Source organism: Anaerolineales bacterium (genome assembly GCA_015075725.1).
GTDB lineage: Bacteria > Chloroflexota > Anaerolineae > Anaerolineales > Villigracilaceae > Villigracilis.
Map to the genome: position 1 here is coordinate 3,636,115 of JABTTV010000001.1, position 21,171 is coordinate 3,657,285.

Below are 21,171 nucleotides of genomic sequence, written 5' to 3' on the forward strand. Positions count from 1 at the left end.
TTATTTCGATGTCATCGCTTCCAAAAGTTGAATCCCTGCTGGCTTCTTGCGATGTTGATGAACTCCTCGATCATGGGCGCGGGATGGGGTTGTTTTCCCGCCAGGATCAGGTTGGCTGGCGCCCAGAAATCGTCCGATTGATTGTCCTTCCTGTACCTTGGGAACTCTTCGAATATCTGGCTGGAGGTCGACTTCCGAATGTTGCGGATGAACTGAGCGGGTGAATTGGTCATGGATACGCTCATCCCCCAATGGAAATATGCAGGCTGAATGTCGATCATCTCCAGTTTCCATGCAAATGAGATACAGATCTTTTGCATCCAATCGGTGAGATATGAGGTGATATCCCCCACCAGAAGATGGTTATGGAAACGCGGAATCAACAGACAGGCATACGATATTTCATAGGGGTTGCTGTCCACATACTTAAATTCAAAATCGGAATCCGGTCTTTTGTCAATACGCCCCAAAAACCTATTGAAATAGGTCGTCTTTCTATTATCCTGGTCGATTTGATTATCGGATTCCATTGTTCAAGGGTCCTGCCCGAGCCTTCCCTGCAATATGTCGACAGAATTTGTATGGACAATAAGATTAATAATGTAGCTACCGCTAAAGTTACTTTCCCGTCTGCGTATAATTTTAAATTGATTTTACAATGAAATTGAAATCTTACTACTTACAATAATGCAAGGTGGATTTGTAAAAATACCTTCCCGGCAGGGACTGAAGGGGTATTGCCGTGAACCTTTAAATTTAATATTATTATTGATCTGCGGGAATCAGCCATTCGCTTTTAGCGGCATACAAGTTCTCGAACGAACGCATCAGCCTTTTCGAATACTCACCCACCTTGCCCAGCCCAACCGGCTTATCGTCGATTCTCACGATGGAGACCACGCCCCGCGAACTGGATGTGAGAAACGCTTCGTCGAAATCTTCATCCATGCTTGGCGGGCGGTATTCGATGGTCATTCCCTCCCCTCTTGCAAGTTTCAATATGGCACGTCTCGTCACGCCGAGGAGGATACCCCTTTGGGCGGTGATGAGTTTAGCGGCAGGTCTCGCGCCTCTCACTTTGCTCGCGGCAGGGTTATGCATTATGACATAAAAATTCGACGTCATGCCTTCCAGTATCCTTCCATGATGAGCCAACAGAATTTCAAACACATCACCTTTAACGAGTTTCCGCAGTTCGGCGCTTTGGGTGATGAAATCGGTGCCTTTGATGCGCGGATCGTGGCGCGCCATTTCTGTGGTGACGACATGAACGCCTTTTTCATACACGGAAGCCGGCAAAGGTGAAAATGGCTGGATGCCGATGAACACGTCGCCGGTATCCCTGGTCAGGATCAGTCTGATGCGGGATTCATCCGGCAGGTTTGTCTGCGCGAAACCTGCGATATATACACGCAAGAGTTTTTCATCGACCGAGGGATGAATACGTAAATCTTTGATCGGATCGTAGAGTCTCTTCAGGTGGGAGGTCAACCCGAGGACTCGCTTCCCGCCGGAATGGGTGGTAAAGGTGGTATAAAAACCTTCTGAAAGACGACCCGTCAACTCGTCGAGGGAGGAGGCGGAGAAATCGAGGGGGAAGCTCCCTTTTCTTGTAAGTCGATAACCCTGGATTGGCATGCATCCATTATAAATCGCGCACCTAACAAATTTGCAAGATGGTATGAAATGACCGCCAAACGAACGTGAAATATAATTCAAGAGATGGGACTCGATACTGCTTCGGTCAAACGAGCGTCGGAACTGACCGCCGCAAACCTGCGAACGGTAGCCAAGAGCATCTCCGTCCAGCAACTATCCCGGTTGACCCTTCCGGAGATCGAGGCGGTGGTGCAATTGGTCTCGCGCGTCATCCCGGCTGGGAACGTGCCCGGCATGATCTTGAGCGGGCTGGCGCGGCTCCCGGGCAGACGAATCCCCGCACAGAAATTGCAGCAGGATGTGACGGCTTTATTCAGCGGTGTGGAACAGATCCTCGACCGGGCTGTATATGCCGCCTTCTTCGCCGGACCCGCCGCCGTGCTTTGGGGATACCAGAATCTGTTGAGGCTGGCAGGCAAAGATCCCGAGTCTGCCTTCCCGGAGGGGATGTGGCAATTCTATTCCGAGTACGCATTGCGCGAGGATACGGCGCGGCACACGAACGAAACACACGGATTCGATTCCATTCTCAATGAGCATGAGATCCGGCTCGATAAAACCGACCGGGTAACCGCCTGGTTCATGGCTGCCATCACCTGCCTGTCACAGTATCCCGCTCTGCTCGAGAATGAGTGGCGGGAGCGGGTGTCGATATCACTGCTCGAAAAAGCCATGCGGAGAACCGGCCTGGAAACAAAGAAACCGAAGGTCATTCTGCGCGAGTGGGAAAGTCAACGTCCTTATGTGCGGGGCGAAGACGGCGCATTATTCGATTACCCCACCTATCGCCGGATGAAGTTCGAAGAGTTTCTGTTCACACGTTCGCAGACACTGCCCAAAGCTGTGGGAAATGCCTGGCAGACGGCGTTGAAACGTGCCGAGGAGCAGGAGTTGGATGCCTACAAAAAACAAATGTCCATCCTTGCCACGCTCGAGCCGGGACTTTATGGAGAGACGCGAGAAACATACGATCTTAAGGATGCCAAAATCGGAATCATCCACAACGACGGCTATTATCTTCTGCCGGTTTGCGACGAGGCGGGAAACCTGCTGGATGTGAACACCGCTCGTTCGCAGGTCGCGGCATTGCTCTCCGCGCCGTTCGTTGCACATTCACAGATCGCACCGCTGGCAAAGGTCAAACGCGCTGCACTGGCGAGCCTGCGCTCCAAACTCAGCCCGGAACTGGTAAGCGACCTGGATAACCTCAAGTTTGCGCCGATCCTTATCTCGACCGATCTCCGTTCCCGGGCGCTTCCGCTTTCTGAATTGCGCCAAACGGAACGCGGCATCGGCTCACACGCGCTGACGATCTTTGATACCGGCGAGACATTCGTCTTTGACCAATCGCACATCTTCTTCGATGGCGCGTGGGGCACAGCGCTTTCCGAGATCATGACCAATGAAGCGTTATCCTGGGCAAGATACCTGAGCCTGGTGCCTCCAGCGGAGCCTGCCAAAACCCGAATTTATACATCGCTCAGGCTTCAACTCTCCCCCGCCGACCTGGATCTGGTCAGGCAGGCGCCGTACGCCGCCCAGGAGGCGGGGGCGGAAACCGATAAAGTGGATATCAAAGCCTGCCTGGCTCTGCGGAAGGAATTCAAACAACGCAGCGAAGAGATCGAACTGACCGTGAACGACCTGCTGGTCTTATATCGCGCCATTCATGCCGCCACGTACGTGCCGTCCAGGCGTTTGTCGGAAGAGATCAAAAAACTTTCGACGACCCAGCCCGATCTTTCCGCTGTCCTTCATCAGCTCGTGGAGGAAGGGAGCCGTACCAATCCATCCATCCTGATCCCGATGGATGCCAGTCTTAAAGCCCCACGCGAGCGGGTCTTCCCGATGTGCATGGAAGTCCCTCTCGCTGAATTGAACCTGCCCACCATCCATGAACAGACTTTGAACCTGCTGGACACTCTCGAGGAAACACCCGAAGACGATCGAGCCACGATCATCGACAGATTCGCCACGACGCAGCGGGAATATCTCGCCCTGCTGCAGGGATTAGGCGCTTACTTTTCGCGCGCAAAAGCTATGGCGGTGCAAGGCGAGAGCGCAGCCACCGGGGCGATCAAACTTTTGGCTCACCTGCCGCCGCCCCTTCAGAGGTTACTTGACAGGATCCCCGAGCGATTCGAAGTTCTGAACAACATCATCAAAGGGCGTGAAGTCGTCTCGAACGTGGGCGCGGTACCTCCAGGCAGTACGCTAACCCGCTTCATGACCGCCAAGGACGATAATCAACAGAAGCAGCTCGCCTGGGGTATCATTACAGATGCACAAAGCGTCCTGCACATTCACCTGAGAGACTTCAGACCGCATGTGAACACACTTTTTCGCAGCGGACGCAAAGACCTTGCCGCTCTCATCGCACGCGACTATCTGGACGCCTATGCCGAAGGATTCAATCGTTACATCCGCGACCTTTCACGCATCACCACCGCCAGCCGGAGATCCATGTCGAAGCTACTGAACAAAGGAAATTCCGTGCAATGAAAGACCCGCTGATCGGAATGTCGCTTGCCAACTTCCGCGTGGTACGCCTGATCGGGCAGGGCGGCATGGCCACGGTGTATTTCGGGCAGGACGTCAAACTGCACCGCCCGGTTGCCATCAAAGCGCTGGATAAGCGCTATAAGGACCATCGCACCTATGCCGGCCGCTTCGTCAAAGAGGCGCGCATGATGGCGCAGTGGCGGCACGAGAACATCATCCAGATCTATTACGCCGACGATGCGCACGGCTTCCCCTATTACGTCATGGAATACGTGGACGGCCCGGACTTGGGCGCGATCATCGCGCTATACCGCGAAGAAAAAACCCTTATGCCCATCACAGATGCGCTGCGCGTGGGCAGGGCGGTCGCGAGCGCCCTCGACTACGCCCATCGGCATGGGGTGATCCACCGCGATATTAAACCGTCGAACATCCTCCTCGCCAAGGACGGGCGGGTATTAATCGGGGATTTCGGCATGGCGTTGGAAGTGCGCGACGGATCGATGGGAGACATTTTCGGGACGCCGCATTACATATCGCCCGAACAAGCCAAACGTTCCGCCGATGCGGTGCCCCAGTCCGACATCTACTCGCTGGGAGTCATCATGTATGAGATCCTCACCGGCGAAGTTCCCTTCAACGACTCATCGCCTGCGAGCATTGCCCTGCAGCATATTTCGGAGAAACCCCCGCCGCCGCGCAGTGTCAATCCGACTCTCCCGGCTTCCGTCGAAAAAGTCCTGATGAAGGTCCTTGAGAAGGATATCAGGGAGCGCTATCAGACCGGCGGGAAATTCATGGACGCGCTCGAAGCCGCTTTTGACGACACCGGTTCCGGGAAGAAAACCCCGCTGCCGCCGCTGCCTGTCGGCGTGCCAACCGTTCGCCGGAGCGAGAAGTCCATCGAGCAGATCGCAAAACGTTCAGAACGAAAACCGTTCGAAGCGCCCGAACTCGTCATTGGAAAAATTCCCGCCACAGGGCGCACGAGTCAACCCGGCAAAAAACGAAATTATTGGATCTGGTTCGTGCCACTACTGATATTGGGAATCGGAGCCTTTCTCTTCACTCGCAGCGGATTCCTCCTCCCGGCAGTTCCCTCCACAGCAACTTCATCTCCCACGCTTCCATCCACGCCCAGCCCTGTTCAGTCGACACCGGCTTCAACCCCCACCGGAACTTTCATCCCGTCAGCGACCCCGATCCCGTTCACGCCAACTCCTGAACCGCCGCCGATCCTGGACGGAGTTCCCACCGTCCTTTACCCTGAAGGGAATCATTACACGCTTTTCTATAACGAAACAAGTTTCTTCATCCTCAACCGTTCCTATGACATCCGCAGCATCTCAGGATTTTTCTTCCAACGCCTGAACGAGGATAGTTCAATAGCAAGAGACTACTTCGAAGGTTATCGCTGGGAAACGGCCTCGCTCGACTACCTGCCGCGCAACTATTGCGCGAATATCACCATTTACGGCGACCAGGACCCGCCATACCTCGACCCGGACGAGTGCTCGACGGGAGTCGTAAACACCGTCCAAGCGCGCTGGGACCGACCCTTCGAGGTTTTATTCTGGACTCCCAAGGAAGGTTCCAGGCAATTCCGCGTGGTATGGGTGGATGAAGAAGTGGCGCGCTGCGACATCGCCGCCGGTGTGTGCGAGGTTTTCATTCCCTGATCCCATTCCCAGAATCCTTGACACAAATCCGTTCACGGGTGTAAACTGCGAGACGCAATAAAAATTCCACGAAAGGAGCGCACTCTTGATGAGCAACACAATCTTCATCACCCTTCCCGATGCAGTTGGCAAATTGCCTTCTCGGAGTGCGCCTGTTGACCGTTCCTAGGTCTCTTTCAGTTCCTTTGTAGTTATTGGGCTGTGGCGCACGCGCTACAGCCTTTTTGTTTCTGTATGGTGGAGACCTGACAGGTTTCCACAAACCTGTCAGGTCTTTTTAGTAATGGAGAAATCGCCATGACCAACAACGCACAAACCTTTGACTTTCGCAATGCGCTTCACGCCAACCGGCTCGCCGGTCTGTGGCGCATGATGACGGACTTTCGCCTTTCCTACATCGCCGCAACGATCGCGCTCGCCCTCTCTGCGCTGGCGAAGACCTCGGTCTATCTTTTGCTGCGCTTCTTCGCGGACGATGTCCTTATGCAGGGAAAGTTGATCGGCTCAAGTATGACCCAAACCTTTTTATGGATCGGTCTGGGGTTCATCGGGCTTGCCTTTATCGAAGGCGGCGGCTCGTTCCTGTCGGGACGGCTGGCGGCTTACACCGCCGAAGGCATTACGCGCCGTTTACGCGACTTTCTCTTCGACCATATCCAACGCCTGAGTTTCTCGTATCACAGCCAGACGCCGACGGGCGACCTGATCGAGCGCGTGACCTCGGATGTGGACGCCCTGCGGCGCTTCTTCTCGGAGCAGGCGATCGGCGTCGGCAGAATCGTTTTGCTCTTCTTCATCAACTGGGCAGCGATCCTGTACATCAATGTAAAGCTGGGATGGATCTCCGTCGCAACAATACCGCTGATCCTGTGGGTCTCGTTGTGGTTCTTCAAGAAAGTGACCAAAGCCTACGAGGATTACCAGGCGCAGGAGGCGGTGCTTTCCACCACCCTGCAGGAAAACCTGACCGGCGTGCGCGTGGTCAAAGCCTTTGCCCGGCAAGACTATGAGATGGAGAAGTTCGAGAAGGATAACTGGCTGAAATACATCAAGGGCAAATTCCTGCTCCTGATGCACTCGCTCTTCTGGCCTTTATCGGACATCGTGCTGGGCGGACAGATGCTGTTCGGTTTCATCTATGCCGCTTTTATGGCGATCAACGGCGAAATTTCCGTAGGCGATTATGTGGCTTACGTCGGCTTGCTGGTCTGGCTGATCTTCCCGATCCGCAACCTGGGGCGTGTGATCGTGCAAACTTCGACCGGGATGGTTTCTTACCAGCGCCTGATGGACATCACAAAACAGACACGGGAAGACCTGGATGGCGGCAAAGTGCATCCGGCGGGTCCGGTGAGAGGCGAGATCGAATTCAAAAACGTCTCGTTCATCTACTCAGACGGGACGCATCATGTCATCAAGGATATTTCGTTCCATATCAAACCGGGAGAGTCGATCGCGCTGCTCGGGTCAACCGGTTCCGGGAAGACCTCAATGATGAATTTACTGCCGAGATTCCACGATTACACGGACGGGCAGATCTTGCTCGACGGCTTGGATCTGAAGGATTACCCGCGCAAGTACCTGCGCGAGCAGATCGGCATCGTCCAGCAGGAGCCGTTCCTGTTCAGCCGCTCGATCCGCGAGAATATTCTTTACGGCGTGGGCCGCAGCGTAACGCAGGATGAGATCGAAGCCGCCGCGAAAGCCGCCGCTGTGCATGATGTGATCGTCGGATTCCCGGACGGTTACAACACCATCGTCGGCGAAAAAGGCGTGACGCTTTCTGGCGGTCAAAAGCAGCGCGTGACCATCGCGCGGACGATCCTCAAGAACCCGAAGATCCTAATCCTCGACGACTCAACTTCGGCAGTGGACACCGAGACCGAAGCGTCCATCCGCCAGGCGTTGGACGACCTGATGGAGAACCGCACGACCTTCATCATCGCACACCGTATTCAATCCGTGATGAAAGCGGACCAGATCCTGGTGTTGGATAAGGGTCAAGTCGTGCAGCATGGAACTCACGAGGAACTGGTCACACAAATCGGAAGCATGTACCGAAGAGTGTATGACATTCAGACAAGGATCGATGAGGAACTGGAACAGGAAATTATGAAATCTGAATTATGAATTCAGAAACCCGAAGGAGAAAACGATGAGTGAGGCGAAAAACGACTTGCGAGAAAGAACCACAGAGTTTGCCTTGAGAATCGTTCGAATGTACACCCAACTGCCGAAGACCACGGAAGCGCAAACTTTAGGCAAACAGGTCTTACGCTCAGGAACATCCGTCGGCGCTCAATTCCGTGAAAGCCAACGCGCAAAATCGGATGTGGATTTCATTAACAAGCTGGAAGGATGTTTGCAGGAAGCCGATGAGACCGCTTATTGGCTTGAATTGCTGGTAAAAGCGGAAATTGTTCCAGCTCAACGCCTCGAGGCGCTTCGCAAGGAAATCGATGAGATCATTGCCATCCTCGTAACCATCGTTACCAAAGTGAAGAAACGAATTAATAAGAAGTAGCTGTGAATTCAGGACTGATCAGCTTTCATAATTCATCATTCCGAATTCATAATTGGAGCAAAAATGACCGACGAATTATTGGAACTCGAAGAAGAAGAACATACATCACAAATGACCTTCCCGGTCTTCAAGCGGATCATGGGAATCATCAAGCCGCATTGGAAGTGGGTGCTGGGTTTTCTCATTACGATCGGACTGGTCTCCGGACTGGATGCTTATTTCACTTACTTGAACAAGGAGATCGTGGACTACGGCATCGTGCTTTCGGATAAGGCGTTCATCACCCGCATCGCATGGATATACGGATCGTTCCTGCTCATGCAGTCCGTCTTCGTGTTCACGTTCATTTATCTCGCCGGAGTGCTGGGCGAGCGCGTGCAATATGATTTGCGCAAACTGCTCTTCAATCACCTGCAGGACTTGTCGCTTTCGTATTACGCCCAAAATGCAGTGGGACGCTTGATCGCTCGCGTCACTTCGGACACGGGGCGGGTCTCGGAACTGGTGACCTGGGGCATCGTGGACAGCGTGTGGGCGTTGATGAACATTATCACCTCGCTGACCTTCATGGCGATCATCAACTGGAAGCTGGCGCTGATCGTTTCGGTCATCATCCCGGTCATGATCTTCGTAGCGACCAAGTTCCAGAAGTACATTTTGGTGGAATTCCGCACCACGCGCCGGACGAACTCGAAGATCACGGGCGCATATAACGAGAACATTCAGGGCGTACGTGTTGTCAAAGCCCTGGGACGTGAAGACGCCAATCTAGTCGAATTCCAGAACCTGACCTCGACCATGTATCGCTCATCGTACCGCGCAGCGTGGCTTTCGGCGCTCTTCCTCCCCACTGTGCAGATCATTGCGGCATTTGCGTTGGGAGCCATCGTCTGGTATGGCGGCGTGGAGATCTCGACCGGCTTCATCACCATCGGCGGAATCCAAGCCTTTGTCTCGTACCTGACCTTCATGATGTGGCCCGTGCAGGATCTGGCTCGCGTCTACGCCGAGACTCAGCACAGCATCGCTTCGGCGGAGAGAATCTTCAAATTGGTGGATACCCAGCCCGAGGTCCATAACCGAGCCGACGCCGTCGAGGCGAAAACTTTGCTTGGTGAGATCGAATTCGATCACGTGGACTTCTTCTACGAAGACCGCAAACCGGTACTGACCGACTTCACGCTGAAGGTCAAGCCAGGGGAGATGATCGCGCTGGTCGGTCCGACAGGTGGCGGGAAGTCCACCATCGTGAACCTGCTGTGCCGCTTCTACGAGCCACAGAACGGCATAATCCGCATCAACGGCAGGGACTACACCGGGTACACGCTTGAGTCGATCCACAAACGAATCGGCATCGTGCTGCAAACGCCGCACCTGTTTTCGGGAACGGTGCGGGAGAACATCCGCTACGGCAAACTGGATGCGAGCGACACCGAAGTGGAAGAAGCCGCGAAAATTGCCGGGGCGCATGATTTCATCCTGACGCTCGAAAAGGGGTACGACCAGAACGTGGGCGAAGGCGGCAACCTGCTTTCGGTGGGACAAAAGCAGTTGATCTCACTGGCGCGCGCGGTGCTTGCCAAGCCGGAGCTGTTCATCATGGACGAAGCGACTTCATCGGTGGACACGCTGACCGAAGCATTGATCCAAAAAGGCATGGAAGCCCTGATGAAGGGACGCACATCCTTCGTGATCGCGCACAGACTCAGCACCATTCGCCGCGCGAACCGCATTTTAGTGATCGAGTACGGTCGCATCGCGGAGCATGGCACGCATGCTGAGCTCCTCCGTGCCCGCGGACATTACTACCGTCTGTACACCCAGCAGTTCCGGCATGAGTTGGAAGTGCAATATGGAGTTGCAGATGAGAATGGGAACGAGCGCGAAGGTGTGACGGCAGATTCGGTTGTGATGAAGAGGGAGAGCGTGGCGGCGGATTGATTGTGAATAGGTAGTAGTGAAAAGCAAAGTCCTCCGAGACAAATATCTTAGAGGACTTTGCTTTTTGATCTTTCATTTATTTATTGTGTTTTCACGTGAGTCCATTCAGTTGTCAGTCAAATTAGGGTCAAGGAAGTGTTAAGGCAGATCAAGATTTTATCAATTCAAATCTTCAACCGATACCCCACCCCCGGCTCCGTGTGAATGTAGGTCGGCCGGGATGGATCGGGTTCGATCTTTCCCCGCAAATTGCTGATGTTGACGCGCAAAATGTGCATATCGTCGTAGCCCTCGCCCCACACCTGCCGCAGCAATTGATGATGAGTGATGACCTTACCCGCGTGCGTTACCAAAATTTTGAGCAGGTCATATTCTGTAGGTGTGAGTTGGATTTCTTTTTCATTGACCGTGACCAAGCGACGGGCAAAATCCATGCTCAAACCTTTGGATTCAAAGACCGGCTCATTCGCCGCCGACGATTGTTTGCGCAACGCGACTCTCATCCTCGCCAGAAGCTCGCCCGTGCCGAAGGGCTTGGTGAGGTAATCGTCCGCGCCTGCGTCGAGTGCGGCGATCTTATCCTGCTCGGCTTCGCGGACGGAGAGAATGATGATCGGCGTTTGACTCCACTCACGCAGGCGGCGCGTCACTTCGATGCCGTCGATGTCGGGCAGTCCCAGATCGAGGATGATCATATCGGGGCGATGACTGAGCACGGCTTGCAGCGCCTCTTCCCCCAATGCAGATTCATACACGGTGAAACCTTGTGCGCTCAATGCCGCGCGCAAATAACGCCGAATGGGCGCTTCATCATCCACGACCAGCACGCGTTGATTAGTGGGTGTCGTCATACGCTCAATGGTAATTCAACTTCCAAAATTGTGCCGCCCCCTTCACGGTTCTTCGCGTGGACCTCGCCGCCATGCGCCTCGACAATACCCTTGCTGATGGAGAGTCCCAGCCCGGTGCCACTGACACTCTCAGGGCGTTGGACTCGGTAGAACTTATCGAAGACGCGGAAAAGGTCCTCGGATGGAATCCCAACCCCACGGTCCAGAATTTGGAGGCGGGCTTTTGAGCCATTCACCGAAGCGGTCACTTCGATCAACAAATCCTGCGGTGAGTATTTGATGGCGTTTTCCAAGAGATTGACCATGACCTGCGCCATCAGCGTGAAGTCCATGGGCACGAGCGGAAAATTTGCGGGCACATTCACCTGAATGGGATTCTTCTCAGCGCGTGCCCCGAGTTGCTCAAGCGCTGTACCGATCAGATCCTGCACATCGCAAGGTTCAAGCCGAAGTTTGATCGCACCACTTTCGATGCGCGTCATGTTCAAAAGATTTCCAACCAGACGATTTAGCCGATCTGCCTCACCGCGCGCGTTTTCGATCAGCGTATTACGCGTTGGTTCATCGATCTCCACATCTTTTTCATCGAGCGCAGAGAGCGCGCCTGTGATGGCAACCAACGGCGTGCGCAAGTCGTGTGAGATTGAATTGAGCAACGTGTTCTGTAATTTCTCCGCCGATTGCAATAACGCGATCTGACGGTTCTGTTCTTCGAGTTGCGCCCGCTCGATGGCTTGCGCGCCTTGATTCGCAAAGGCTTCCATCAATCGGCGCTGCGCGGGGGAAAGATCAGAATCAGAAGTATTTGCCTTGCCAACCCCAAGAACTCCAACCACTCCCTTTGAAGTTCGCAGCGGCAGATAACGCAATTGCGCGGCAGGCAGGGTGTTGGTGTGTCGTCCCGCCGGCTCGGCGTGACGATAGACCCAATCTGCAACGGCAAGTTCTTCTTCATTCAAACTCATGCCCTTGCTCAACGAATGCGTGACAAGCCGATTCGATTCAGGCAAAAGGATGGCAACGATTCGGCCGAAAGTTTGCTCCAAATGTTTTTGCAAAACAGACAAAATGGATTCGAGATCGGCAGCGGATGCGAGATCGCGGCTGAGGTCATACAATTCAGCCGTTTCCGCCTCACGCTGACGCGCCGCCTCTGCCTGCTCACTCGCCCGAGCTGTTAGCTGGCTGATGACCACTCCCACCAGAAACAAACCGATAAACGTGATGATGTATTCAGTATCTGCAACTGCAAACGTGTAAAAGGGATGTACAAACAGAAAATCGAATGTCAAGACGCCCAATAGTGACGCAAAAATGGCTGGACCACGTCCCAGATAGATGGCGGCGATCACGACAGCCAACAAATACACCATGACCAAATTGGTGGCTTCGATACGTCCGCCGATCAATACCCCCACCCCAGTTGCCAGCGTAACCAAAAACAGACTCCACCCATAACGACTGACCGAACTATGTAAACGCAGCGGACTTTCTTCTGCGGGTGCAGATGGTTTATCGGCGCTCGTAACCACATACACATCTATGTCGCCGCTCTGATGGATCAACTTATCCACCAGTGATCCGCGCAGAATCTCCTGCCAGCGCGGGCGGAGCGGCTTCCCTGCCACGATCTTGGTGATATTGTTCTTGTGGGCGAAATCAATAATGGTTTGCGAAACGGAATCCATCGAATTGCTGGAAGAGAGGGTATACGATCGCGCCCCCAGATCTTCTGCCAATTGCAAAATACCCGCCACACGGTCACGCTTAGCCTGCGACATCGAGGCAAATTGCGGTGTTTCCACATACAAGGCAATCCACTCGGCGTTGAGTTCATCGGCAAGCCGCCTTGTAGTGCGGACCAGTCTCTCACTCAACGGGCTAGGGCTGATACAAACCAGAAGTCTTTCACTCGCCGCCCAAATGCCTTGAATGGCGCGGGTCTGCATGTAGGCGCGCATTTGGTCGTCTACACGTTCAGCAGCGCGGCGCAAAGACATCTCGCGCAGCGCGGTGAGATTCCCTTTGCGGAAAAATTTCTGGATCGCCCGCGCTGCCTGGTCGGGCACATAGACCTTGCCCTCCTGCAAACGCACGAGCAACTCATCGGGCGGCAGGTCAATCACTTCGATTTCTGACGCCTCATCAATGACACGGTCAGGGATGGTCTCGCGGATAATGACTCCCGTCACCTGCGCCACGATGTCGTTCAGGCTTTCAAGGTGCTGGATGTTGAGCGTGGTGTACACGTCAATGCCTGCCGCGAGAATCTCCTGCACGTCCTGATAGCGCTTGGCATGTCGTGAGCCTGGCGCATTCGTGTGCGCGAACTCATCCACCAGCACCAATTGCGGCTTGCGTTGAATGACCGCGTCCACATCCATTTCAGGCAGGGCTTTGTTGTGATATTCCACCTGCTTGCGCGGCAATACATCCAAACCATGCACCAGTGCTTCCGTCTCGGCGCGTTTGTGCGTTTCGATATAACCGACGATTACATCCACGCCTTGCGCCTTGCGTTGATGCGCGGCTTCGAGCATGGCATAGGTCTTTCCCACGCCCGCCACATAGCCAAGGAAGATCTTCAACCGTCCGCGCCGCGTTTCTTCGGCTTGGATATTTTTTAGCAGTTCATCAGGGTCGGGGCGTTTATCCATCGAATCTATTGTAGTCCATCTAACGCGAGATTTAATAACAAGACGTTGACTCGCGGCTCGCCAAAAATCCCAAACTGACGCCCTTCGGTATATTTCTCCACCAAGGATGTGACTACCGCTTCACTCAACCCGCGAGCGGATGCCACCCTTCGAACCTGATACAACGCCGACGCCACGCTGATGTGCGGGTCGAGTCCGCTTCCCGAAGCAGTGACCAGGTCAACAGGAATCGGAAGTGTGTTATCAGAGTCTGCCGCATGGAGCGCGTCGATGCGTGCTTGCACAACTTCTTCAAGCGATGGATTCATCGGTCCCAAGTTGGAGCCTGACGAAGCAGCGGCATTGTATCCCGCCGCAGAGGGACGACCCCAGAAATATTTTGGGTCATCGAACTGCTGACCGATAAGTTCCGAGCCGTAGGTCTTTCCGTCTATGACGACGAGACTACCATTTGCCTGATGCGGGAAAAGGACTTGAGCGAGTCCCGTCACGGTGAGCGGATAAATCACTCCAGTGATGATGGTAAGCAATGCCAGCAACGTGATGGCTGGGCGAAGTTGTGCTTTCATGAAAAGACTCCAGAGACGACGAGCAATGTCCACGCGATGGTGAATATGAAAACCCATGGTTGCAAAGGAATGGGGATATTGAACGCATTTGGCGCAACACTGGCAGCCGCAAGCCCAGCCGTAGAAAGAATGCCAGCGATCTTAGAAAGGGAAAGTTTTGTTTTCATTTTGTACTCCATTCAAATCATTGCGAGGGCGGTGTCCTTCCGCCCGAAGCAATCTCAGACTGTGAGGGATTGCTTCGTTGCAAAGAGCAAGAGTGCTCCTCGCAATGACATCAAACTAAATGCAACGCCACCAGCAACATATCAATGACCTTGATTCCTATGAACGGCACGAGCAGACCGCCGAGACCGTAAATGAGCAAGTTGTCGCGCAATAACTGTGCTGCACCCACAGCACGATACGGCACGCCGCGCAACGCCAGCGGAATCAACGCAATGATGATAAGTGCGTTGAAAATCACAGCGGACATGATGGCGCTTTCAGGTGTGGCAAGGCGCATGATGTTGAGTGCATTCAACTGCGGATATGTGCTGGCGAATGCGGCAGGGATGATGGCGAAATATTTGCTGACATCATTCGCAAGACTAAAAGTGGTCAACGCGCCGCGAGTCATCAGCAGTTGCTTGCCGATCTCGACGATCTCGATTAACTTGGTCGGGTTGCTGTCCAAGTCCACCATGTTGGCGGCTTCGCGCGCGGGTTGCGTGCCTGTGTTCATCGCCACGGCAACGTCGGCTTGAGCAAGAGCGGGGGCGTCGTTCGTGCCGTCGCCCGTCATTGCAACCAGGCGTCCGCCCGTTTGATATTCGCGGATGAGTTTGAGTTTGGCTTCGGGCGTGGCTTGCGCCAGAAAATCGTCCACGCCTGCTTCGGCGGCGATGGCGGCAGCGGTAAGCGGATTGTCGCCTGTGATCATCACGGTCTTGATGCCCATCTTGCGCAGTTGCGCGAAGCGTTCCTTCATGCCGCCTTTGACGATGTCTTTCAAGTGGATGACTCCCAGCGCCTTGTTGTCGCGAGTCACCACTAAAGGCGTGCCACCTGCTCGGGCAATAGAATCAACTGTCGTCTTGAGGTCTGAGGCGACGCCGTTTCCGTTCGATTGAATCAAGCCCATCATCGTGTCAGGCGCTCCCTTCCTAATTTGCGTCCCGTTAAAATTCACTCCGCTCATACGGGTTTGCGCGGTGAACGGGATGAAGTGCATGCCGTCCACGGTGTGACCGCGCAGACCGAATTTTTCTTTGGCAAGCACAACGATGGAACGACCTTCGGGCGTTTCATCCGCAAGCGAAGCGAGTTGCGCGGCTTCGGCGAGTTCGTTGGCGTTCGCGCCGTTGACTGGGATGAACTCGACCGCCTGACGATTGCCAAGCGTGATGGTTCCCGTTTTGTCGAGCAGCAGCACATCCACATCGCCCGCCGCTTCCACCGCGCGACCCGACATGGCGATGACGTTGCGCTGAATCATTCTGTCCATGCCCGCGATGCCGATGGCGGAAAGCAAGCCGCCGATGGTGGTTGGGATGAGACAAACGAGCAGCGCAATGAGCACGGTGATGGTAATGGGCGCGCCGCTTCCGCTCGCTTCGACGCTGTAAATCGAATACGGCAGCAGCGTGGCACAGACGATGAGAAAGATGATGGTGAAACCCGCCAGCAAAATATTGAGCGCAATTTCGTTCGGCGTCTTCTGACGCTTCGCACCTTCAACCATGCTGATCATGCGGTCGAGAAATCCCTGTCCAGGGTCGGCGCTGACGCGGATGATGAGCCAGTCAGATAGCAGTCGCGTGCCGCCTGTGACAGCGGAACGGTCACCGCCCGCCTCACGCACAACTGGAGCGGATTCGCCAGTCACAGCGCTTTCGTCCACCGAAGCGATTCCAACTACGATCTCGCCATCAGCAGGCAGAATGTCGCCAGCCACCACAAGATATAAATCGTCTTTTCTGAGAGCCGTTGATGAAACAATCTCATGCTCGACGTTTGCACCTTCAACCTGTAAACGTTCAACCTGCAACTTGCCAACTTTTTTAGCGGGCGTATCCTGCCTTGCCTTGCGCAGTGATTCTGCTTGCGCCTTCCCGCGTCCTTCGGCGACAGCTTCAGAGAAGTTGGCGAACAAGACAGTGAACCACAGCCAAAGCGCAATCGCGCCGATGAAACCCGCAGGCGCTTCGCCTTTGCCGATGAGAGATTGAATCCACAACAGGGTGGTGAGCACGCTGCCCACTTCCACCACGAACATGACAGGGTTGCGCACCATCCAGCGCGGGTTGAGTTTGATAAAAGAGTCCAGCACAGCGCGTTGGTACATTTCGCGGCGGGCTTGGGTTTTGTTTTTGGTAGTCATAGAGTCTCTTTTTTCACCACGAAGGAGACAAGGGGTCACAAAGAAAAAACCTTTGTGTACCTTCGTGACCCTTTGTGGTTGACAGGTTTTATCCGAAGATCATTAAGTGTTCCACAATCGGTCCGAGCGCCAGGGCGGGGAGAAAACTCAACGCGCCGACGATGATGATGACGCCGATGACCCAGGCAATGAAGAGCGGGGTATGCGTGGGCAATGTCCCTGCACTGGCTGGGACTTTCTTTTTGTTCGCCAGTGAACCCGCAATCGCCAGCATGGGAATTGCCAGCCAATAACGAGATACGAACATGGCAATGCCAAGCGCGATGTTATAGAAGGGCGTGTTCGCGCCCAATCCTGCAAATGCCGAGCCGTTGTTATTCCCAGCAGACGAGAACGCATACAACACTTCGCTGAATCCATGCGCGGACGGGTTTAAGATCGTCGCCCGCCCTGCTTCGGTCATCAAGGCTGTGGCAGTCCCAATCAACGCCACCATGACGGGGATGAGAATGACGATGGATGCCATCTTCATTTCGTAGGCTTCAATTTTCTTGCCGAGATATTCGGGCGTGCGTCCCACCATCAAGCCAGAGACAAAGACCGCGATGATGACAAATGCCAACATTCCGTACAAGCCTGAGCCAACGCCGCCGTAAATAATTTCACCGAGTTGCATGAGCCACATCGGGACGAGTCCGCCCAACGGCATGAACGAGTCATGCATGGCGTTGACCGATCCATTCGACGCAGCAGTGGTGACAGTTGCCCACAGTGCCGAGTTCACGATCCCAAAGCGGACTTCCTTGCCTTCCATGTTCCCGCCTGGGTTGATGTCTGTTTGCGTTTGGTCAATGCCGAGTTTTGCGAGCATAGGGTTTCCACTTTGCTCTGACCAAATCGCCACGCCCAACAACGCAACCAGCACGATCGTCATCACCGCCAGCAATGCCCAACCCTGACGGGTATCTCCCACCATTTTGCCGTAGGTGTAACAAAGCGCGGCAGGAATCAGCAGAATGGATAACATCTCCAGAAAGTTCGAGAACGGAGTCGGGTTTTCCAGCGGGTGCGCCGAATTGACGTTGAAGAATCCGCCGCCGTTGGTGCCAAGTTGTTTGATCGCGACCTGCGACGCGGCAGGTCCCACTGCGATGAGTTGGGTCTCACTTGATTGAAGCGAAGTCGCAGTTTTGTATTCGCTGAAAGTCTGCACAACACCTTGAGAAACCAGAGCTAATGCAAGAACCAACGAGAGCGGTAAAAGGATGTAGAGAACGGAACGAGTCATATCCACCCAGAAGTTGCCGATCTCTTTGGTGGTATGTCTCACGATTCCGCGAATCAATGCAACCATCACCGCCACGCCAGTTGCTGGAGAGAGAAAGTTTTGCACAGTCATGCCAAGCATTTGGGTGAGGTAACTCATGGTCGTCTCGCCACCGTAGCCCTGCCAGTTGGTATTTGTGGCAAAACTCACCGCCGTGTTCCAAGACGAGTCAGGGGTGACTGCACCGAGTCCCTGCGGGTTGAGGGGCAGAATCCCTTGCAAACGTTGCAGCAGATAGACCACGATCAAGCCGAGGATGTTGAAGAACAACATCGCAACAGCGTACGTTTTCCACGTCATCTCGGAGCGCTGGTCAATGCCTGAGAGGCGGTAAAGGAATCTTTCAACTGGACCCAGTATTGGGTCCAGAAAGAGGCGTTCCCCTTGATAGACTTTTGCCATGTATGCGCCGAGCGGCTTTGCCAGCAGGAGCAAAATCGCAAAGTAAAGAATCAATTGAATCCAGTTATTCATCAGAACCATTCCGGTTTCACTAAAGCCAGAACGAGATAGAACATTAACCCTAACGCCACAACTCCCACAATTAAATAAAGCGGATTCATGACTTGTCCTCCCGCAAACCATCAAGCGCATTCAGCAACCCAATGGAAAGCAAAAAGAACAGAACGGTTAAGCCAAGTAATAAAAGGTCGTTCATACGTGCCTCCATGAGGCAGTGTATTCAGTTGTTGGTCAACTTGGGGTTAAGAAGAGAGAAAAGAATATCAAGAAAAAATCAAGAATTTTCCCATACACGCACCTGATTCCGCCCTGAATTTTTAGATATGTACATGGCTTTGTCGGCGCGGTCGATGAGCGCATCGAGCGTTTTACAGGAAGACGTGTACTCTGCCACGCCGACGCTGACGGTGATCCCATGCAGATCGGATTGCAGGTCGGCAATTTCAGGCAGGACGGCCTCCTGAATTGAAATCCGCAGGCGGTCGGCGATCTCCAGCGCGTCTGCAAGGCGGGTGTTGGGCAGGGCGACGGCAAATTCCTCGCCGCCCATGCGGCCAAGGATGTCGCCGGAGCGCAGAGAGCCTATACAGGATGCGGCAACGCGGATCAATACCTCGTCCCCCACCTTGTGACCGTGCCGGTCATTGAACTGTTTGAAGTCGTCCACGTCCAGCATGATGACGGAGAAGGGCGTGTCGGTCTTTTCGGCTTTGGCGAATTCCCGTTCAGCGAGCTCGAAGAAGCGGCGGCGGTTGAGGATGCCCGTCAACGGGTCGGTGATCGCAAGTTTTTGAATCGAATCGAACAGCCGGGCATTTTCGATGGCGATGGCGGCATGGGAAGCCAGCACTTCCAAAAGGTAAAGGTCGTCATGGTCATAGGCGTCCTCCCGATAGGACTGCGCAGACACCATGCCATAGATCGCGTTGTGGAGGATCATGGGTACGGCAATGATGGATTGGGTGGGGTCCTCCTGCACTGCCGAGCCGTACAGTTCGAATTGGATTCCGCTTTCATCCATCTCCCGGGTGTTATTGAACAGCAACGGCTTTAATGTGCGCACGATCTCGCCAGCCATTCCATGATCCGCGATATAACGGTTGGTGAACACGCGCCGGTTGGGATATTCCACCGCATAGATCGGAACGATCTCGTTCCTTTCAGGGTCGTAACCATCGATGACGAAATCATCGCACGGCATCACCTGGGTGACGGTTTCATAGACCACCTGACAGACGCGTTCCAGATCCAGGCTGGCGTTGATCTCGCTCAGCGCGGAGTGGAGGACACTCAACCTGCCGCTGAATTCGCTCAGGGCATCCTGCGCCCAAATGCGCTCCAACGCCCCGGCGCAGTGACTGGAAAGATCCTTCAATAATTCAAGCTGTTCCTTTGTATAGTAATTGCGCTGGTAACTTTGGATGGATAGCACACCGATCGTCCGAAATCCGCTCACCACCGGCACAAACAGTTGGGAGAGGGTGCGCTTGCTGTGGTCCCCGAATGACAGGGAGGGTTCGATCTCGAAATATCGATCATACTGCGAGAGGAAGCCGCCCTCACGGATCGCCTTCAGCATATTATCGCTCGGCCGCTTGGGGGCGGCATCAGGCTGGATCACCCGTTCCCCCCCGATCGTATCGATCGTCAACAAAGGGCAGGGTTCTTCGTCCAGTTCCGGGTCATACAGAATGAGATAACAGGCATCCCACCCCATCAGTTTGTCCGCGGCATCCAGGATGATACGCGCCGCCGTCCGGGCATCGGACGTGCCTGCCAGGTCCCTGCCGAGGCGCGCCAAGATGTTCAGGTCCGTATGCAAACCTGATTCAGCAGTCATAAGGATCTCTGCCGCCTCGCTTCATAAGCCATCAATGCGGCGGCAATGGAAACGTTCAATGAATTGACCTTTCCGCCCATCGGGATTTTTACGCGCGCGTCCGCATTCTCCAGCCAAAAATCGGTGAGACCTTCATCCTCCGTCCCGACGGCGATGGCAATCGGTTCTTTCATGTCGACGTTCGTGTAAATTTTGCGGGCAGAAGGAGTCGCCGCTATCACACGCATCCCACCCGACCTGAGCCAGACCAATGCCTGACGCGAATCCACCTCGGCGACAGTGACGGCAAAGACCGCGCCGCGGCTGGCGCGGATCACATTGGGATTCCAGACATCCACCCGCGGGTCGCAGACAAGGACAGCGTCCACATTTGCAGCGTCGGCAGTGCGAAGGATAGCCCCCAAATTCCCGGGTTTCTCCACCGATTCTACAAGCAGAACCAACGGGATCCCTGCGAGAGTGATGTCCTCCAACTTTTGCGAAGGCATGGGGAGAATCCCCAACCAGCCGTCTGGATTTTCACGATAGGATATTTTTTCGAAAACGGCGCGGCTGACGGTGATCTGTTCGGCGCGGGGAAAGCTCAAAGTCCGGCTGGCAAGCTCGGGGGCGGACAGAAGCGTGAGAGGTTCATGTCCACATTCGACGGCGAGGGTCAATTCATCGAACCCTTCGACAAGAATCAACCCGTCTTTTTGTCTTTGTTTCTTTTCTTCGCGGAGCCTGACAATATGCTTGACGCGCGGATTTTGCAAACTGGTGATGTCCATTTTCTTTCCAGGGAAATGAATTGCCCCT

16 protein-coding genes are annotated in these 21,171 nt (G+C 54.3%); 5 read left to right on the forward strand and 11 right to left on the reverse strand.

Annotation, left to right across the window (positions count from 1 at the left end):
- Window positions 1-11: 11 nt before the first annotated feature.
- Entirely contained in the window at window positions 12-530 is a 519-nt protein-coding gene (locus HS100_17495; GenBank protein ID MBE7435714.1) for a transposase, read from the reverse strand.
- A 235-nt stretch (window positions 531-765) separates the two neighbouring features.
- Window positions 766-1,638 (reverse strand): aminotransferase class IV, encoded by an 873-nt coding sequence (locus HS100_17500; GenBank protein ID MBE7435715.1) that lies wholly within the window; start codon window positions 1,636-1,638, stop codon window positions 766-768.
- A gap of 84 nt (window positions 1,639-1,722) precedes the next feature.
- Between HS100_17500 and HS100_17505 the strand changes: the two genes are divergently transcribed.
- From HS100_17505 to HS100_17525, 5 genes are all read left to right on the forward strand, one after another.
- Window positions 1,723-4,161: a hypothetical protein gene (locus HS100_17505; GenBank protein ID MBE7435716.1), complete on the forward strand. Its 2,439-nt coding sequence runs from the start codon at window positions 1,723-1,725 to the stop codon at window positions 4,159-4,161.
- On the forward strand, window positions 4,158-5,840 hold the full coding sequence (locus HS100_17510) for a serine/threonine protein kinase (protein MBE7435717.1): 1,683 nt from the start codon (window positions 4,158-4,160) through the stop codon (window positions 5,838-5,840). Before HS100_17505 ends, HS100_17510 begins: the two co-directional genes overlap by 4 nt.
- A 291-nt stretch (window positions 5,841-6,131) precedes the next feature.
- Window positions 6,132-7,970: an ABC transporter ATP-binding protein gene (locus tag HS100_17515; GenBank protein MBE7435718.1), complete on the forward strand. Its 1,839-nt coding sequence runs from the start codon at window positions 6,132-6,134 to the stop codon at window positions 7,968-7,970.
- Between the two features lie 25 nt (window positions 7,971-7,995).
- Entirely contained in the window at window positions 7,996-8,364 is a 369-nt protein-coding gene (locus HS100_17520; protein MBE7435719.1) for a four helix bundle protein, read from the forward strand.
- A gap of 63 nt (window positions 8,365-8,427) precedes the next feature.
- A complete protein-coding gene (locus HS100_17525) occupies window positions 8,428-10,305 on the forward strand; it encodes an ABC transporter ATP-binding protein (GenBank protein ID MBE7435720.1) in 1,878 nt (625 codons plus the stop codon).
- Window positions 10,306-10,469: 164 nt separating this feature from the next.
- Here HS100_17525 and HS100_17530 read toward each other — a convergent pair whose 3' ends face one another.
- The 9 genes from HS100_17530 to HS100_17570 form a co-directional block, all read right to left on the reverse strand.
- Window positions 10,470-11,156, reverse strand: coding sequence for a response regulator transcription factor (locus tag HS100_17530; GenBank protein MBE7435721.1), 687 nt, complete (start codon window positions 11,154-11,156; stop codon window positions 10,470-10,472).
- Entirely contained in the window at window positions 11,153-13,813 is a 2,661-nt protein-coding gene (locus HS100_17535; GenBank protein ID MBE7435722.1) for a sensor histidine kinase KdpD, read from the reverse strand. Before HS100_17535 ends, HS100_17530 begins: the two co-directional genes overlap by 4 nt.
- 5 nt (window positions 13,814-13,818) lie before the next feature.
- Window positions 13,819-14,382, reverse strand: coding sequence for a potassium-transporting ATPase subunit KdpC (gene kdpC / locus HS100_17540; protein MBE7435723.1), 564 nt, complete (start codon window positions 14,380-14,382; stop codon window positions 13,819-13,821).
- A complete protein-coding gene (locus HS100_17545; protein ID MBE7435724.1) occupies window positions 14,379-14,549 on the reverse strand; it encodes a hypothetical protein in 171 nt (56 codons plus the stop codon). The genes kdpC and HS100_17545 overlap by 4 nt, the downstream gene beginning before the upstream one ends.
- 110 nt (window positions 14,550-14,659) lie before the next feature.
- The gene (gene kdpB / locus HS100_17550; protein MBE7435725.1) at window positions 14,660-16,744 is read right to left on the reverse strand and encodes a potassium-transporting ATPase subunit KdpB; all 2,085 of its coding nucleotides are present in this window, start codon (window positions 16,742-16,744) and stop codon (window positions 14,660-14,662) included.
- Window positions 16,745-16,832: 88 nt separating this feature from the next.
- Window positions 16,833-18,545 carry a potassium-transporting ATPase subunit KdpA gene (kdpA, locus tag HS100_17555; GenBank protein MBE7435726.1) on the reverse strand — a complete coding sequence of 571 codons (1,713 nt, stop codon included), beginning with the start codon at window positions 18,543-18,545 and terminating at the stop codon, window positions 16,833-16,835.
- Window positions 18,545-18,634 (reverse strand): potassium-transporting ATPase subunit F, encoded by a 90-nt coding sequence (locus tag HS100_17560; GenBank protein ID MBE7435727.1) that lies wholly within the window; start codon window positions 18,632-18,634, stop codon window positions 18,545-18,547. Before HS100_17560 ends, kdpA begins: the two co-directional genes overlap by 1 nt.
- 173 nt (window positions 18,635-18,807) lie before the next feature.
- Complete coding sequence (locus HS100_17565; protein MBE7435728.1) at window positions 18,808-20,373, reverse strand: diguanylate cyclase; 1,566 nt, start codon at window positions 20,371-20,373, stop codon at window positions 18,808-18,810.
- The gene (locus HS100_17570) at window positions 20,370-21,143 is read right to left on the reverse strand and encodes an RNA methyltransferase (protein ID MBE7435729.1); all 774 of its coding nucleotides are present in this window, start codon (window positions 21,141-21,143) and stop codon (window positions 20,370-20,372) included. Before HS100_17570 ends, HS100_17565 begins: the two co-directional genes overlap by 4 nt.
- Window positions 21,144-21,171: the final 28 nt, after the last annotated feature.

Bases quoted from the DNA above. Each gene is read 5' to 3' on its own strand.
- HS100_17495 (MBE7435714.1), bottom strand. From the start codon at position 530: ATGGAATCCGATAATCAAATCGACCAGGATAATAGAAAGACGACCTAT.
- HS100_17500 (MBE7435715.1), bottom strand. From the start codon at position 1,638: ATGCCAATCCAGGGTTATCGACTTACAAGAAAAGGGAGCTTCCCCCTC.
- HS100_17505 (MBE7435716.1), top strand. From the start codon at position 1,723: ATGGGACTCGATACTGCTTCGGTCAAACGAGCGTCGGAACTGACCGCC.
- HS100_17510 (MBE7435717.1), top strand. From the start codon at position 4,158: ATGAAAGACCCGCTGATCGGAATGTCGCTTGCCAACTTCCGCGTGGTA.
- HS100_17520 (MBE7435719.1), top strand. From the start codon at position 7,996: ATGAGTGAGGCGAAAAACGACTTGCGAGAAAGAACCACAGAGTTTGCC.
- HS100_17525 (MBE7435720.1), top strand. From the start codon at position 8,428: ATGACCGACGAATTATTGGAACTCGAAGAAGAAGAACATACATCACAA.
- HS100_17530 (MBE7435721.1), bottom strand. From the start codon at position 11,156: ATGACGACACCCACTAATCAACGCGTGCTGGTCGTGGATGATGAAGCG.
- HS100_17535 (MBE7435722.1), bottom strand. From the start codon at position 13,813: ATGGATAAACGCCCCGACCCTGATGAACTGCTAAAAAATATCCAAGCC.
- kdpC (MBE7435723.1), bottom strand. From the start codon at position 14,382: ATGAAAGCACAACTTCGCCCAGCCATCACGTTGCTGGCATTGCTTACC.
- HS100_17545 (MBE7435724.1), bottom strand. From the start codon at position 14,549: ATGAAAACAAAACTTTCCCTTTCTAAGATCGCTGGCATTCTTTCTACG.
- kdpB (MBE7435725.1), bottom strand. From the start codon at position 16,744: ATGACTACCAAAAACAAAACCCAAGCCCGCCGCGAAATGTACCAACGC.
- kdpA (MBE7435726.1), bottom strand. From the start codon at position 18,545: ATGAATAACTGGATTCAATTGATTCTTTACTTTGCGATTTTGCTCCTG.
- HS100_17560 (MBE7435727.1), bottom strand. From the start codon at position 18,634: ATGAATCCGCTTTATTTAATTGTGGGAGTTGTGGCGTTAGGGTTAATG.
- HS100_17565 (MBE7435728.1), bottom strand. From the start codon at position 20,373: ATGACTGCTGAATCAGGTTTGCATACGGACCTGAACATCTTGGCGCGC.
- HS100_17570 (MBE7435729.1), bottom strand. From the start codon at position 21,143: ATGGACATCACCAGTTTGCAAAATCCGCGCGTCAAGCATATTGTCAGG.